Raw genomic sequence first — 15327 nt, forward strand, 5'->3', positions numbered from 1 at the left:
GGGATCACGAAGCCCTATGCTGGACGATCGTCCAGCATAGGGCTTCGTGATCCCCGGCCCCGGTGAGAGGGAGTCGAGAGTCAGGCGGTCGGCAGGAGGACGGACTTCACCTGGAAGTACGCCAGCAGTCCCTCGACGCCGTTCTCGCGGCCGAGGCCACTGGCCTTGTAGCCGCCGAACGGAGCGGCGTTGTCCATGCGGTAGCCGTTGATGCCGACGGTGCCGGTGTGGATGCGCCGGGCCAGTGCCGTGCCGCGCTCGATGTCGGCGGTCCACACACTGCCGGCGAGGCCGTAATCGGAGTCGTTGGCGAGTGCGACGGCCTCGTCGTCGGTCCGGTAGGGAATGACGGCGATGACGGGGCCGAAGATCTCCTCGCGGGCGATGGTCATGTCGTTGCTGACGTCGCCGAAGACGGTGGGTTCGAGGAACCAGCCGCGGTCGAGGTGAGAGGGGCGGCGGCCGCCGGTCGTGAGCCGGGCACCCTCGGTGCGGCCGGTGGTGATGTATCCCTCGATCCGCTCCCGCTGCCGGGCGGAGACGACCGGCCCGATGGCGGTGGCCGGGTCGAGGGGGTCGCCGACGGTCAGGGACCGGGCCAGGTCGGTGATCACGTCGAGGACCTGCTCATAGTGGTGGGCGGGGGCGAGAACGCGGGTGTTGGCGGTGCAGGTCTGCCCGTTGTTGGGGAACGACACCTTCGCCAGTGCGGCCACGGCCGTCGGGATGTCGGCGTCGTCGAGGATGACGGCCGCGGACTTGCCGCCGAGTTCGAGGGTGACCGGGCGCAGCAGCCGCCCGGCGACCGAGCCGATGGTGCGTCCGGTGGCCGTGGATCCGGTGAAGGCGACCTTGTCGACGCCGGGGTGGGCCACCAGGGCCTCGCCCGCCTCGACTCCTCCGGGTACGACGTTGAAGACGCCGGGGGGCAGTCCGGCCGCGAGGGCGGCCTCGGCCATGATGTTGGCGTCCAGGGCCGTCTCCAGGGCCGGCTTGAGGACGACGGTGCAGCCGGCCGCCAGCGCGGGCGCGACCTTCATCATGGCCAGGGCCTGCGGGTAGTTCCACGGCACCAGGGCGGCCACCACGCCCAGCGGCTCACGCCGGACCAGGATCTCGCCCGGTCGGTCGCCCACGCGCACGTCTTCCAGCGGGAGTTCGCGAACCAGACCGGCGTGGTAGCGCAGGAGGCCGGCTCCCGAGTAGCCGTTGGCCGTGACGGAGAGGCTGATGGGCATGCCGTTCTCGGCGGTGACGGTCTCCGCGATGAGGGTGGCGCGCTTCTCCAGCTCGTTGGCGAACCGCTCCAGGACGTCGGCGCGTTCGGCCGGGGCCAGGTCGGACCAGCCGGTGCCGTCGAAGGCGCGGCGCGCGGCGGCGACGGCGGCGTCGACATCGGCGGCGTCACCGAGGGGGGTGCGCCCCATGGCCTGTTCGGTGGTGGCGTTGATGACGGTGTTGACGTCGGTGGAGTGCGGGGCGGCCCACTGACCGTCGATGAAAAGGGAGTTGTAGGTGTGCGTCATGGCTGCTTCCTCAGAGGGGGAGTGGTGCGGCCGGGGTCAGGCCACCTGGGCCTTGGCTGATTCCGGTGATTACGGAGAGACGTTCGCCTGATAGGCGGTGTGGCCCGTCAGCGGCTTGGCGGCGGCGTCGGCCCTTTGGGCGGTGAACCGCTCTCGGGCCAGCACGGCGGTCTCCGGCGTGATGCGCTCCAGCTGCCAGGACTGCGCGGCGGCGGCGCCGAGCAGCGGGATCAATCCGGCGCTCTGCGAGGGAGGCAACTGCAGGGCATCGGCGAACCTGTCGCCGTGGTAGAAGCGGAGCAGACCGTTGAAGAGGTCCCGCAGGGTCGCGCGGTCCAGCATGGACAGCGGGCCGGCGGTCAGCGCCTCGGCATTGGCGTCCAGCGTCGCCTCGCACAGTGCCCGGGAGTTCTCGTCGGGCTCGGCGACGGTGGAGTCCAGCAGGTCGATCAGGACCTCGGCATCGTCGTCGCTGCGGATGGCGAGGTGGAACCGCTCGTCCAGGCCCAGCAGATGACCGAGGTACGACCAGTACCGGTAGCGCTCGGCCTGCTCCTCCTCGGTGAAGGTGATGCCGAGCCTGCGTGCCGACAGGAAGGGCACCGCGGAGAAGTCGAGCCAGGTGCGCGCGACGTCGACCTGGCCGATGGGCACGCCCCACTCGGTGTTGTCCCAGGCGTGCTTCATCGCCGTGTGACGCACTCGGGCGTGCAGCAGCCGTACCTGGGCCGTGCCCACGTACCCGGGTGCGCCGCGCAGCAGACCACCTGGCAGTACGGCCTGCTCGCGCCAGGCCGCGGTCTCGGCCAGGCGCCGCGGCGACATGGTGGTGAGCGACCCCGTCTGGACGAGCAGCTTGGCGATGCTGGGCGAGGCGTACACGTGGACCAGCTGGAGGCCCGCCGCCGTCAGGAAATTCCACATCGGAGGGATCGACAGGTCGCCCGCATCTCCCGCCGCCAGCGTCTCGTGGTCGGTCCACTCCGGCAGGGTCTCCAGCTGGGTCAGGAACGCGGCGACGGCCGGCGGCGGGTTGTCCAGGCTGTCGAGCCCGTCGGCGAGGCCCTGGTTCAGCTGCTGCTTGGCCTCCTTGCCGAGCTCGTTGATCTCCAGGATCACCGCGTCGGCCAGGGGGTCGCCCACCTGGAGCATGTCCAACATGAAATCTGCCCTGGAGCCGTGCTTCGCGCGAGCTTCTTCGATGTTTGTGACCCGTGCAGGAAGGTTGACGCTGCCCGTTGTCGACACCACGATGTCGCCTCATTTCGGTGAAGAGGGAACTCTCGAAACCGCTTCGACCAGGTGTTTCCATGGCCAAGAGCAGGCCATCCGCTGGACGATCGGACAGTTGTAGCCTACACCCGAGACTGTACGATCGTAAAGCCGTAAACCTTACGGTCGTAAGGTGACTTCCCTTACGACCGTAAGGCTCGGGGCCCTGCGCTTGACGACAGGAGAACCTCAGGGAGCGGCCGGCGCCTCGGCAGGTGCGGGCTTCGCCACGATCGCCGCCTCCCGCAGCGGCGCCTCCTTGATGAACAGCACGGCCAGGAAGGCAAGGAACGCGAACGGTGCGACGCACAGGAAGACGTCGGCGACCCCGTGCCCGTACGCGCCCTGCAGCCAGGTACGCACCGGCGCGGGCAGCAGGTCCATGTCGGGCAGCCGACCGGTGTCCGTGGCCTTGGCCGCGACCACCTGCTCCGCCCCGCCGAGTGAGCCGACGGTCTCCTGGGCGTGATGGGTGACGCGGCTCGACATCACCGAGCCGAGCGCCGCGACCCCCACCGCGCCGCCCAGCGAGCGGAAGAAGGTGACGATCGAGCTGGCGGCACCGAGTTCCTCCGCGGCGACCTGGTTCTGGGTGGCCAGGACCAGGTTCTGCATCAGCATGCCGATACCGAGGCCGAGCAGCGCCATGAAGATCGAGATCCGCCAGTACGCGGTGTCGTACCGGATGGTGCCCAGCAACCCGAGGCCAGCTGTCAGCAGCGCGCCGCCCGCGACCAACCACGCCTTCCACTTCCCGGTCCTGGTGATGAGCCGCCCGGAGCCGGTCGACGCCAGGAACAGGCCCGCCACCATCGGGACCGTCAGCACGCCCGACATCGTGGGGGACTTGTCGCGCGCCAGCTGGAAGTACTGGCTGAAGAAGACCGTGCCCGAGAACATCGCGACGCCGACGACGAACGAGGCCGCCAAGGTCAGAGTGATGGTGCGGTTGCGGAAGAGGTGCAGCGGCATGATCGGTTCCGCGGCCCTCGCCTCGACGAGCACGAAGACGGCTCCGAGCACGAGCGCGCCGCCGACCATGGCACAAGTCTGCGCGGACAGCCAGTCGTACGTGTCGCCGGCGAATGTCACCCAGACCATCAGCAGCGACACGGCGGCGGTGATGAAGGAGGCGCCGGCCCAGTCGACCTTGACCTCGCGTCGACCGTGCGGCAGCCGCAGCGTGCGCTGCAGTACCACCAAGGAGGTCACTGCCAGGGGGATGCCGGCGTACAGACACCAGCGCCAGCCGAGCCAGGACGTGCCGGCGATGACTCCGCCGATCAGCGGGCCGCCTACGGTCGCGACGGCGAACGTGGACCCGAGGAAGCCGGAGTACCGTCCGCGCTCCCGGGGCGGGACCATGGCGGCCAGGATGATCTGGCCCAGCGAGGCCAGACCGCCGGTGCCCAAGCCCTGGACGACCCGGGCGCCGATCAGCTCCCCGGAGCTCTGCGCCAGACCGGCGGCGACCGAACCGGCGATGTAGATCACCAGGGCCGTCTGGACCAGCGCCTTCTTGCTGACCAGGTCGGCGAGCTTGCCCCACAGGGGAGTCGAGGCCGTCAGGGCGAGCAGGCCCGCCGTCACGACCCAGGTGTACGCGCTCTGGCCGCCGCCCAGATCCCTGATGATCTCGGGCAGCGCGCTCGAGACGATGGTGGAGGACAGGAGACCCGCGAACTGGCCGAGCAGGAGCCCAAAGAGCACCCGCATGATCTGTCGGTGCGCCGTCGGAGCCGTTCCGTCGGGGGGGTCACCCCCAGGCTCGGCTTGGGCCCGCGCACCGGCCGGTGTTGTAGCCATGGGCTTCCCTTCCTTACGTGCTCGATCAAGCGAGTCGAATTACCTGTAGCACGCACATACTATACGATCGTAAGGTCGAGCACTTTACGGTCGTCAAGCTCAGGCTTTTGATTCCGGGAAGCAGAATCGCCGCCGCGGGCGTGCTGCGTCCGCCGCGGAGATCGTCGGCAGGCCGGTGACCGTTCTGTTCGCGGCCGACGACACGGTGCTGCACCGCGACGGACGCCCGCTGGACGTCCAGATACGTCTGTGGCCGTTGCAGGACACAGACGGAGAGGCATGGTTCCTGCTGACGGCCCAACACCCGACCGAGGAGCGGCCCGGCAACGGCGCCCTGTTGGAATGAGGGTGCGACCCAAGGCTCCGGCGTTTGCCTCGGATGCCTGGTTGATCATGTGATGCCGCAGAGGGCGAGGGCGCGGTGGCGTTCGGTGTGGGCTCGGCGTCCGGCGGCGGTGTTGACGTACCCAGCGAGTTTGAGTGCGCCGCGGATCAGGTCGCGGACAGCGGCGGGCACGGTCGGTGTATTGCGGGTCCTGACCTGGGACTTTTCGTCGCCGACTGGCTGCTGCCGCCGACGACGGACAGGCCCCTGTGCCGGGCCTTCCAATCCGCGGAAGGAATTCTTCGACAGGCACCTGCCGGGCGGTGACTGTGGAGATCACAGTGTCAGCGATTCCGAGGTGATCAGCGATGACGACTCAGGCAGCAACACCGGTCAGGTCAGCCGAACACGAAGAACTCCGCCGCGCGTTCTCGCTGTTCCCCTCCGGCGTCACCGCGGTCGCCGCGCTCGTCGACGGGTCTCCGGTCGGTCTGACCGTGAACTCGTTCACGACTGTCTCCCTGGACCCGCCACTGGTAAGCGTCGCGCTCGGGACCCAGTCACGGACCTGGGCGCGGCTGCGCGCAGTGAGGCAACTCGGCATCAGCGTCCTGGCGGACCAGCACGCGGACTACGCGCGCGTGCTGGCCGGGCCCGGCGACCGGTTCGCCGGCGCCGACTGGACCGCCACACCCGAGGGCGCGGTGCACATCGGAGGCAGCGCGCTGATACTGAGCTGTTCGATCGCCGAACTCACCACGATCGGGGACCACGAGGTCGCGTTCCTCCTCGTGGAAGACGCGCGTGCGCAGTCGGCCGTCGAACCGCTGCTGTTCCACCGCAGCAGGTTCCGCCGCGTGACCGACCGCGTGTAGTGAACGCCCGATTTCCTGGTTAACATCGCGGATATCTGAGGTGGACGTACTTGGAGTCTCGATGGCGCAGAAGCCCGGCGGCGAGTCCAACAGCCACGTCGGGCGTGTGTTCGGCCTGATGGATCTCCTCGGCGCGGAATCCTCGCCGCTCACGCTCAGCGAGCTGGCGCGCCGCGCGGACCTGCCGATTTCGACGGCGCATCGGCTGCTGGGCGAGCTCGTCGCGTGGGGCGGCGTGGAGCGGACCGAGTCGGGGACGTACCGGCTGGGAGAGAAGATCTGGCGCTTGGGCGTGTCCTCGGCCTGGGAGCGCGAGCTGCGGAGGACCGCCCTCCCGTTCGCCAATGAACTCGCCGCGCGCACCGGGGCGGCCGTCGCGCTGAGCACGATGATCGGCGACCGGCTCGTGTGCATCGACACCGTGCGCGGCAAGCTCGACAGCATTCGCCTGACGCACGCGGGCGACGAGCTCCCACTGTTCGCGACCAGCGCGGGCAAGCTGTTGATGTCGACGGTGGACAAGACCGCGCTCTCCGAAGCACTCCGTACACGCCTGGAGAGGCACACGCCGTACACCCAGATCCTGCCGCGCCTCGTCCTCGCGCAAGTCGAAGCTGCGCGACAGGCCGGATACGCCATCGCCCGCGCTGAGAGCTCCCCCGGGCAGTCCTCGCTCTCCGTGCCCGTGGCGACCGGGATCGACCGCACTCCAATGGCGCTGACGGCGCTCGTCCCCGCGTCCGACGCGAACCTCCCGCGGCTGATCCCCCCGCTGCGGGAGTACGCCCAGCTGATCTCCCGGGAGATCGCGAACCCCGGCTGATCGCCCGGGGCCTTTCCACATACTGGAAAGATCTCCTCGACCGCCCTCCCGCCTCCCGCGCACAGTGATCGAAGGTCACGAACACCGGGAAGCGGAAAGGCCGTCTCATGTCTCTGGAACTAGGCATCTTCGACTCGTTCGATCTCGCCCACGGCGGTGTCGGGGAACTGCTCGACGACCGGTTCCGCTTCGCGCAGGAAGTCGAGCGGCTGGGGTTCGGGCACTATCACGTGACCGAGCACCACGGCACGCCGCTCTCGGTCGTCCCGTCGCCCAACCTCTTCGTCGCGGCCCTGAGCCGGATCACCAGCACGCTGCGCATCGGCACCCTGGTGAACGTCCTGCCCGCCTACGAGCCGTTCCGCCTGGCCGAGGAGATCGCCGCGCTGGACCAACTCTCGCACGGCAGGCTCGACTTCGGCGTCGGCCCCGGTGTCAGCTCAGCGGAACTCGGCATCCTGGGCGTCCAAGGCGATCAGGCCCGTGCGATCTACGAGGAGACGCTCACAGCGGTGACGACGGCGCTGCGCACCGGCCGGATGAAGCATCAAGGAACCCTGCTGCGCGATTACGACGCGGCGCTGTCCGTGCTCCCGGTCCAGAGCCCGTACCCGCAACTGTGGTACGCCTCCGGCAGCGCGGCCACCGCGGAGTGGGCGGCATCCAACGGCATCAACTTCGTCACGCGCTGGGAGAACGGCCGGGTCGCCGAGGTGGGCAACACCTTCTGGACGACCTGGGAGAAGCACCGCGCCGACGAGGAGCGGCTCAATCCCGTCGCCGGCCGGCCGCGTCTCGGCATCTCCAGCCCGGTCGTGGTCGCGGGCAGCCGGGCCGAGGCGGAGGACGTCTTCCACCGCGCGAGCGCCCTGCTCGAGCAGCGCATCCTGCACCTGTGGCACGAGAACGACGACCACCGGCTGGACGGTGTCTTCTCCGCTGAGAAGCTCCTCGCCAAGGGCAACGCGTTCGTCGGCACCGCGGACTCCGTGCGCGACGAGATCGTGGCGCAGATCGAGGCGTCCGGCATCAACTACCTCGAACTGTCGATCATCTTCGGCGACATCGGGCTCGCCGAAGCCACCGCCACCGCCAGGGCCGTCGCCGACCACGTCGCCCCGGCAGCCCGCGAGGCCGCACAGAAGACGCTGAGCCTCCGAGGAGTCACGGTCGCATGACGAAAGGCACCACGATGCGTGTGCGCGTCGAATCAGGAGAACTCGAAGGGACCGTCGAGGACGGTGTGGCCACGTTCCTCGGTGTTCCCTACGCGGCCGGTCCCACGGGCGGATCGCGGTTCCTCCCGCCCACCCTGCCGCGCAGGTGGGAGGGAGTCAGGCCGGCGACCCGATTCGGGGCGACCGCACCGCAGCCGGGAAGCCTTCGAGCCCGGATGGTCCTCGGCCGGTCCGGACCCTCCGGCCCCGACCACCTCGTACTCAACGTATGGACACCACAGCCGGACCGCCGAGCGAATCTGCCCGTGCTCGTATGGATTCACGGCGGCGGGTTCACCAACGGATCGGGCGACGTACCCGCATTGCGCGGAGCGACGCTCGCCAAAGACACCGAAACCGTCGTCGTCACCGTCAACTACCGGCTCGGCCCGCTCGGCTTCGCCTGGCACCCCGAACTGACCGGCGACCACGCCAACCTCGGCCTGCTCGACCAGAGGGCCGCGCTCGACTGGGTCGGCCGCAACATCACCGCGTTCGGCGGCGACCCCGGCCGTGTCACTCTGGCCGGGGATTCGGCAGGCGCGATGAGCGCGGCCATACAGTCCGTAATGCCCGGCACCGACACACCAATCGCCGCACTGTCCCTGCACAGCGGAACCCCCCACCTCACCGCACCGGACCCCGCAGCCGACGTCGTGCAGCGCCTGGCCGCACAACTCGACGTACCTGTCCGACAGCTGGCAGAGCTCGACGACAGTGCGCTGATCGCCGCCGCGTCCGCGATCGCCCCAACCCACCGCTTCGGCCCTGTCGCCGCGGGCGAACTCGCGGACGGCCTCCCCGCGCCCTCCGCCATCCCGACCAGGCTCAACACGACGTCCGACGAGGGCACGTTCTTCGTGCTCGACGAACGCTCCCCGCGCCGGCTGACGTCGACCGAGGCCGAAGCCCTCGCCGCGGCGATGCTGCCCGGCGACGGCCACCGCCGCTACAAGGAAGCAGCCCTCTCACTCCCGCCGGCCAGAGCGGACGACCCGCACTGGGCGCTGTCCGCCGCCGTGACCAGCGCCCTTTTCGAAGAACCCGCCGACGCCTGGGCCGCCGCCGCACCAAGCCGCGTCCGGCGCACCCGCTACAGGCGCCCCGCAACCCTGTGGGACGGCTGGCTCGGCGCCACCCACACCCTCGACGTGCCCGTACTGTTCGGCAACCATCGCCACCCCGAACTCGCCCGCCTCTACGCAGGCGATGAAGGAATCGACGAAGTCTCCATCCGCCTACGACGCGACTTCCGAGCCTTCCTCTACGGTCACCCGCCGACGACAGAGCGACCAGACGAGGATCACAGCGGAACCTGTCAAGTCAGCTGAAGTCGGTGGGTTCCGGCAGCTCACGCATGCGCGGCACCTCACTGACGTCCACGTGACCAACAAATCCCCCTCGACGGTAAGTGGATCCACTTGCCGAGGGGAGTGCAGCAGCAACCCCCAGTTGCTAAGTCCATCGACTTACTTCATATCTCGACAAGGAACAGACACATGAATCGTCTTGCGGGCAAGCGCGCCCTCATCACCGGCGGCACGAGCGGGATCGGTCTGGAGACCGCGCAGCGTTTTATCGCAGAGGGGGCGGACGTGCTGGTCACCGGCGTGACCCCGGCCAGCATCGACAACGCGCGAGAGGTCCTCGGGGACAAGGTGGAGGTGGTCCGGGCGGATGCGCGCGATCTCGATGCGCAGCGCGGCCTGGCGGAGCGGGTGCGTGAGCACTTCGGAGAGCTGGACGTGGCCTTTCTGAACGCCGGCGTCTCGGACTGGCGGCCGTTCGAGGACCACACGGAGGACAGTTTCGACCGGCTCTTCGACATCAACGTCAAGAGCGTCTTCTTCCTCACGCAGGCCCTGGTACCCGTGCTGGCCAACTCGTCCTCGGTCATACTCAACGCGTCCGCCAGCGCGCACGGCGGCTACGGGCGGGCGAACGCCTACGCCGCGACGAAGGCGGCTGTCAGCTCCCTGATGCAGTCGTGGAACGCGGACCTCCTCGCATCGCACGGCATCCGGTTCAACGCGATCAGCCCTGGACCGGTGGACACCCCGCTGTATGCCAAGTTCGGAGAGCAGCGCGCGGCGATGCTGGAGGCGATCAGCTCCGGCATCCCTGTGAAACGCATGGGCCTGCCCGGAGAGATCGCGGAAGCCGTCGTCTACCTGGCCTCCGATGCCTCGGCCTTCACTGTGGGCCAGGACCTTATCGTGGACGGCGGCCAGACCGCCCTCTGACAGCGAGGATGCGCGGGGAGACGGGCGAGGGGCGCAGGAGTGTCGGTGGCGGACCGTGACCGAGCGGAAACCGGTGGCGATACGTGCTTTGATCCTCTTGTGGCAGGCACGACGCGCCGACACCTCGCCTGTCCTCAGTCGCCTTCGTGCCGTGACGCGTGAGTCCCGGTGGGCCAGGGGACGACGGGCGAGGACGGCCTCATTGTGCTCCTGCAACGGCACCTTTCCGACCGGGGCGTCTCCGGAAGCTGGCTTTCCGTCAGCCCTTGAGAAGCGCTCCACGCGCCTCTGAGTCGACGGCGTGCCCATAAGACCGGTAAACCACGGTCAACAGCGGTGCGAACCTGCACCCTCGGACGCGGCGGCACAGCACAAACGCCCAGGTCAGAAGCCATCCCCCTCCTTACAGCGGCTAACAGAATGAGTTCAGTTGTCGGTGGGTGATCAGGCAGCAGGCGAGTTTGAGGAATGCCTCGTGCATGTCTGCTCGTCGTTCCCAGCGCACACGCAGCCGGCGGAAGCCGTGGAGCCAGGCAAAGGTCCGCTCGACCCCCCACCGGTAGACGCCCAGGCTGCTGCCGTGTCCGGTTCCGCGCCGCGCGATGGCGGGCACGATGCCGCGGGCGCGGACTTGCCTGCGGTAGCTGTCGTGGTCGTAGCCGCGGTCCGCGTAGAGCGTCACCGCTCTCCGGCGGGGCCGGCCGACCCGGCCGCGGACGGGCGGGACGGCATCCAGCAGAGGCAGAAGCTGGGTGACGTCGTTGCGGTTGCCGCCGGTCAGGATGACCGCCAGCGGGGTGCCGTGCCCGTCGGTGATCAGGTGCTTGACCTGGTCGCGGTAGACGTCGTGGTCGTAGCCGCGGTCGGCGAAGAGAGAGTCCGGCTTGCGGCGGGGATGCCCGACCCGGCCGCGGACCGGCGGGATCGCGTCGAGCAGCGGCAGCAGCTGGGTGATGTTGTTGCGGTTGCCGCCGGTCAGCAGGACTGCGAGCGGGGTGCCGTGTCCGTCGGTGATGAGGTGGTGTTTCGAGCCGGCCCGGCCCCGGTCGACCGGCGACGGTCCCGTGGCTGCCCCCTTTTAGGGCCCTGACGTGGGAGGAGTCGACCACGCAGCGGGACCAGTCCAGGCGTGATGCCGCGTTGAGTTCGGCGAGCAGGACCTCGTGGAGCCGCTGCCAGACGCCGGCCTCGTTCCAGTCGCGCAGTCGGCGCCAGCAGGTCATGCCCGAGCCGAAACCGAGGTCCTGCGGCAGGTACTCCCACTGGATCCCGGTGTGCAGCACGTACAAGATCCCGCACAGCACATCCCGGTCCGGCAACGGCCTGCGCCCTGGATAGCGGAAGCGTCGCTCGCGCTGCGGCAGCAGCGGCTCCAGGTGATCCCACAGCTCATCCGACACGATCCACGGCGACATCCCCACACCGGACCGAACGCTCAACTCCCGCCCCGGACACGGCAGCCAGGAGCGATCCACCTCATTGTGTTAGCCGTTGTAAGAGCGGACCCGGCGAGCCGATCACCGAGACCGCCGTGCGCGAGCTGTACGAGGAGCCTGGCCTGACCGTGAACCCGGAGACCCTCAAGGTCGCCCACATCATCCACAGCGCATGGGGTGTCGAAGCCCCCAACGACTTCCTCACCGTCGTCTTTGCCGTCCACGAATGGACCGGCGAACCCGAAAACCGCAAACCGCGCAAACACGCCCAGGTCCGCTGGGTCGATGCAGAATCCATCCCCCAAGAGTGCGTGGATACCACGGCCAGCGCCCATTACTGTTACCTCAGCGGTGGACCTCAGATGTCCGTGGACGGTTGGCACTGACCGCGACTTCCTGTGCTCCCATGCACCACGTGACACAACCATGAAAAGCTGCCGTCGTGGCCCGGACACCAGAAGCGCGGTTGCCTGAGAGGAATTGCATCGCGATGCCACTCAAACCCACCATGGAGACAGGCGGTTTTTGGCATGCGAAATTTGGAGCCTCGGCAGATAGCCGAACTTCCCTACGCGCACCGTCTTGAGCATTTTACCGGCAAGCTGGAAAGGGAGGGGGCGTATGAATTCGTGCGCTTCGATGGGTGCAACTTCGAAGAAGTGAGTGGTGGAAGTTCGGAATTCCTCCAATGCGCCTTCTCAGCGGTTACCCTTGCAAAAGGTCGATTTCGGCGTTCTCGGTTTGATGACGTTTGGCTGTCTACGGCGCGTATAGTGGGCGCCGACTTTGCTGAGTCGACTTGGATGGACAGCGAGGTCGCGGCTAGCATCCTGGCTGGCGTGGAGATGTTCGGCACCCAGATGCGCCGAGTAGCCTTTCATAATTGCAAGTTCGACTCGGTCAACGCGCGTGTCGCCAGGCTGCGGGATGTGGTGTTCGTGGATTGCCTATTGCGTGATGTCGACCTCAGCGGGGCCAGTCTGACCAACGTGTCTTTCCCTGGATCGGCACTGGATCGGGTGCACCTTGACAAAGCGGAGATGAAGGACGTCGACTTGCGTGACGCCACTCAGTTGGGCATCGTCTCTGGCCTTGACGCGCTCAAAGGTGCAAGAATCAGCACTGTTCAGCTGCTCGAACTGGCGCCTGCGCTTGCCCGAATGGCTGGGTTGATCGTGGAGGATCACGACTCAGATACTGGCCGTTGAAGAACAGACCAGTGGCAGCCAGCGTGATGAATCATCCCCCTGGCTAGTTATTCGATCCTATCGCGAACACGTCATCCCTGTGCCTCTTTCAATTCGGCGACTGCGATACTCAGAGCTCGCGGCCGGATGCTGCGGAAGATGGCCAGGCTGAGGAAGCCTACAATTACCGCCGAGACGATGTAGACCATCCTTGTGCTGGTCCACTGGGCGATGAGGCCACCGGCAAGAGATCCGGCAGGGACAGCAATCCCCATGGCCACCCACATGTTGACACTAGCGACCCGGCTTCGGAAATCACCGGGAACGATCATTTGGCGGAGAGAGCCCATCTGAACGTTAACCATGAACCCAGCGAACGCATTAACAGAGAGCATCGCAGCGATCAGGAATGCGGAGTGCCCGTAGCCTGTTATCAGGAAGAGAGGGCATGTGATCACGATCCCGGGCAGCAGAACGTTGTGAACACCCAACCTCTTTCCAATTTTCGCGGACAGCATGCCGCCGAGAAAAGCGCCTACTCCCTCGGCGGCAAGGACGAATCCGTATCCCTCGACGCTTGTGCCGAGGTCGTTTACGACCAGTAGGACCAGAACTGATTGCGTGGCGCTCTGGGTGAAATTCACAACTCCTGCAATGAGAGTGAAGGAGCGCATTACCGGTCGCTTTCCGATCCAGCTCAGGCCATCCTTGATGTCGGCAAGCAGCGACTGTTTTGATTTCTTCTTGGTCGGCGCTCGCCTCACTTCAACCTTGCGGAGAAGAAAGCACCCACCGAAGAAACTCAGAGCATCAAAGATAAACGGTACTGCGCGACCCAAGGAATAGATCCAGCTTCCGATCATCGGGCCGAAGAAGGTCGATCCCACCATCTGAGTGGTGAAGATCCTGCTGTTCGCTGACAGAAGGTCATCACTGTTCACGACCTCGGGCAGGATCCCCTGGGAGGATGACGAGAAGATCGTCTCTGCGACTCCCAAGAGCAGAGCCATGGCGTAGATCACGAGGAGACTCTCGCCATGCAGCAGAATTGTGGCAGCCAGGAGCGCCACGAGAAGCCCGCGCAGCAGATCCATACTGATGAGCAGAGTCTTGCGGTCGTATCTGTCCGCGATGGCCCCGCTGAAGGGGGTCACAATGGCCCAGGGTAGCCGGTTCGCAATCGTGACTCCGGCCACTGCCACGGGATCGCGGGTGACGGCCAGGGTCAGCAGAGGAAGCGCGGCAATGCGGACCCCATTGCCTGCCGAGGATATCGCTCCCGCCCAGTACAAATACCGGAAGGAGATGTTCTCCCGCAAAGGGGGGTATTGCAGGGACTTGCTGGTGGACAGTGCGTCCGTCACGTTGGTAGTTCCTCTCCGGTCACGAGGGCTCGGGTCCGCCGAAAGCGTCGGTGAACGCCAGATTGAGGTTCACAGCGATGCCCACTCGTGTTCCGGAAGCCGCCGCGACAGCCACCTTCGCTTCCGTGTGCTCATCGCGGACTGCGGCCATGTCGCCAGCCGCGTAAACGGCTTCGACTGATGTCTTGCCTGCGCGATCGACGAGTACTCGTCCTTCGGGTGTCAGTGTGCATCCCAACAGCCTGGGAATAGCAGACCGTTGATTCGTCCTCGCGTTACCGAAGAGGGCGTGAGCAGCGACTTGTGTTCCGGTGACGGTGGTCGCAAGAATTCCATGGGAATCATCGTATGTGACATGCGTGATTGGATCGTCGATGTACTCGACGTCGACACTCTGTAGAGCTTTTGCGAACGCCTCCGGGACCTCGATTTCCCCTTCACCGAAGATCGATATCCGGGATGCAACATTCCGCAGAGAAAGCGCTGTTGTCGCCGCAGAATGGCCATTGCCTGAGATGATGACTTCTTTTCCTCGCATTTCCCATCCGTGGCAATATGGACACTGGTACACTCCCCTTCCCTGCAGCTCCGCGGCGCCTGAGATGTCGAAGGAATCCTCGATACCGGTGGCCAAAACAACTCTCCGGGCTGCGACCTCGCCCCCAGTGGTCGCCACCGTCGAGATATCCTCGCCGGTACGATGGATGGACTTGGCCGTGGTCGAGGAGATCTTCACATGCGGAAAATCCGCAAGATGATTCAGGGCTCTTTCCCTGAATTCCCGGGGTGTCACATCGGGCTGCGTAAGGTATCCGTTCACTTTCGCGGCAGATGCGTTCCTTCCCCTGTTGTCGTCCAGTACGTGCACGTGACGGCCCATGCGAGCCAGAGTGAGGGCGGCACTTGCGCCGGCGGGGCCGGCTCCGATTACAACGACCTCGGCCACTTTTCGCCTTCCTTTTCTGAGCACACCCGTACCGGGTGCCGCTCGTGAAAGCGGCACCCGGTACGGCGTAACTATGACTACGCCTTGATGTAGTCGATCTCCTGTGAGATGGCCGCCTTGATGTCGGCCAGGACATCGGCAGGGATGTGGACGGGGTCCGACTCGGCGGGTTCGAAAGCGGCGCAGGAGTCGGTGCCCGCGCAGGTTCGGTTCCACTGCATGGAATCGACGTTCGTCACCTCGAACGCCGGGGCCAACGTGCTCGACATGGATACTCCTTCTGGTTTTTCCTTCCGGGCAATTCTTT

General features: G+C 66.6%; 13 protein-coding genes and 4 pseudogenes. 8 read left to right on the top strand and 9 right to left on the bottom strand.

What is annotated here, in order from left to right:
* Positions 1–80: 80 nt before the first annotated feature.
* From ACWDAG_RS19630 to ACWDAG_RS19640, 3 genes are all read right to left on the bottom strand, one after another.
* Positions 81–1526 (bottom strand): aldehyde dehydrogenase, encoded by a 1446-nt coding sequence (locus ACWDAG_RS19630; RefSeq protein WP_450696856.1) that lies wholly within the window; start codon positions 1524–1526, stop codon positions 81–83.
* 69 nt (positions 1527–1595) lie between these two features.
* Positions 1596–2687 (bottom strand): oxygenase MpaB family protein, encoded by a 1092-nt coding sequence (locus ACWDAG_RS19635; RefSeq protein WP_450696857.1) that lies wholly within the window; start codon positions 2685–2687, stop codon positions 1596–1598.
* 300 nt (positions 2688–2987) lie between these two features.
* Positions 2988–4604, bottom strand: a complete 1617-nt coding sequence (locus ACWDAG_RS19640; protein ID WP_450696858.1) for an MFS transporter — start codon at positions 4602–4604, stop codon at positions 2988–2990.
* Positions 4605–4779: 175 nt separating this feature from the next.
* Between ACWDAG_RS19640 and ACWDAG_RS19645 the strand changes: the two genes are divergently transcribed.
* A complete protein-coding gene (locus tag ACWDAG_RS19645) occupies positions 4780–4950 on the top strand; it encodes a hypothetical protein (protein ID WP_450696859.1) in 171 nt (56 codons plus the stop codon).
* A gap of 45 nt (positions 4951–4995) precedes the next feature.
* On the opposite strand, the pseudogene ACWDAG_RS19650 reads toward ACWDAG_RS19645, so the two are convergent.
* Positions 4996–5178 (bottom strand): annotated as a pseudogene (locus ACWDAG_RS19650) (ISAs1 family transposase); the annotation flags it as partial.
* A gap of 119 nt (positions 5179–5297) precedes the next feature.
* Between ACWDAG_RS19650 and ACWDAG_RS19655 the strand changes: the two are divergent.
* The 5 genes from ACWDAG_RS19655 to ACWDAG_RS19675 all read left to right on the top strand — a co-directional run bounded on the left by ACWDAG_RS19655 (position 5298) and on the right by ACWDAG_RS19675 (position 10087).
* On the top strand, positions 5298–5804 hold the full coding sequence (locus ACWDAG_RS19655; RefSeq protein ID WP_450696860.1) for a flavin reductase family protein: 507 nt from the start codon (positions 5298–5300) through the stop codon (positions 5802–5804).
* A 61-nt stretch (positions 5805–5865) separates the two neighbouring features.
* On the top strand, positions 5866–6627 hold the full coding sequence (locus ACWDAG_RS19660; RefSeq protein WP_450696861.1) for an IclR family transcriptional regulator: 762 nt from the start codon (positions 5866–5868) through the stop codon (positions 6625–6627).
* 107 nt (positions 6628–6734) lie between these two features.
* Complete coding sequence (locus tag ACWDAG_RS19665) at positions 6735–7805, top strand: LLM class flavin-dependent oxidoreductase (protein WP_450696862.1); 1071 nt, start codon at positions 6735–6737, stop codon at positions 7803–7805.
* Complete coding sequence (locus tag ACWDAG_RS19670; RefSeq protein ID WP_450696863.1) at positions 7802–9175, top strand: carboxylesterase family protein; 1374 nt, start codon at positions 7802–7804, stop codon at positions 9173–9175. Before ACWDAG_RS19665 ends, ACWDAG_RS19670 begins: the two co-directional genes overlap by 4 nt.
* Before the next feature lie 168 nt (positions 9176–9343).
* On the top strand, positions 9344–10087 hold the full coding sequence (locus ACWDAG_RS19675) for an SDR family oxidoreductase (RefSeq protein WP_450696864.1): 744 nt from the start codon (positions 9344–9346) through the stop codon (positions 10085–10087).
* A gap of 412 nt (positions 10088–10499) precedes the next feature.
* Here the strand turns inward: ACWDAG_RS19675 and ACWDAG_RS19680 are convergent.
* Together ACWDAG_RS19680 and ACWDAG_RS19685 are read right to left on the bottom strand one after the other, a co-directional pair.
* Positions 10500–10910 (bottom strand): annotated as a pseudogene (locus ACWDAG_RS19680) (IS5 family transposase); the annotation flags it as partial.
* Positions 10911–11502 (bottom strand): annotated as a pseudogene (locus ACWDAG_RS19685) (IS5 family transposase); the annotation flags it as partial.
* An 80-nt stretch (positions 11503–11582) separates the two neighbouring features.
* Between ACWDAG_RS19685 and ACWDAG_RS19690 the strand changes: the two are divergent.
* Together ACWDAG_RS19690 and ACWDAG_RS19695 are read left to right on the top strand one after the other, a co-directional pair.
* Positions 11583–11909, top strand: a pseudogene (locus ACWDAG_RS19690) (NUDIX domain-containing protein); the annotation flags it as partial.
* Positions 11910–12053: 144 nt separating this feature from the next.
* Complete coding sequence (locus ACWDAG_RS19695) at positions 12054–12731, top strand: pentapeptide repeat-containing protein (protein WP_450696865.1); 678 nt, start codon at positions 12054–12056, stop codon at positions 12729–12731.
* A 71-nt stretch (positions 12732–12802) separates the two neighbouring features.
* Here the strand turns inward: ACWDAG_RS19695 and ACWDAG_RS19700 are convergent, their stop codons facing one another.
* From ACWDAG_RS19700 to ACWDAG_RS19710, 3 genes are read right to left on the bottom strand one after another with little or no spacing between them, the layout of a single operon-like run.
* A complete protein-coding gene (locus ACWDAG_RS19700) occupies positions 12803–14074 on the bottom strand; it encodes an MFS transporter (RefSeq protein WP_450696866.1) in 1272 nt (423 codons plus the stop codon).
* A 19-nt stretch (positions 14075–14093) separates the two neighbouring features.
* Entirely contained in the window at positions 14094–15077 is a 984-nt protein-coding gene (locus tag ACWDAG_RS19705; RefSeq protein ID WP_450696867.1) for an NAD(P)/FAD-dependent oxidoreductase, read from the bottom strand.
* Positions 15078–15097: 20 nt separating this feature from the next.
* Entirely contained in the window at positions 15098–15289 is a 192-nt protein-coding gene (locus ACWDAG_RS19710) for a hypothetical protein (RefSeq protein WP_450696868.1), read from the bottom strand.
* Between the last annotated feature and the right edge of the window lie 38 nt (positions 15290–15327).

The organism is Streptomyces sp. NPDC001157, from assembly GCF_053598255.1.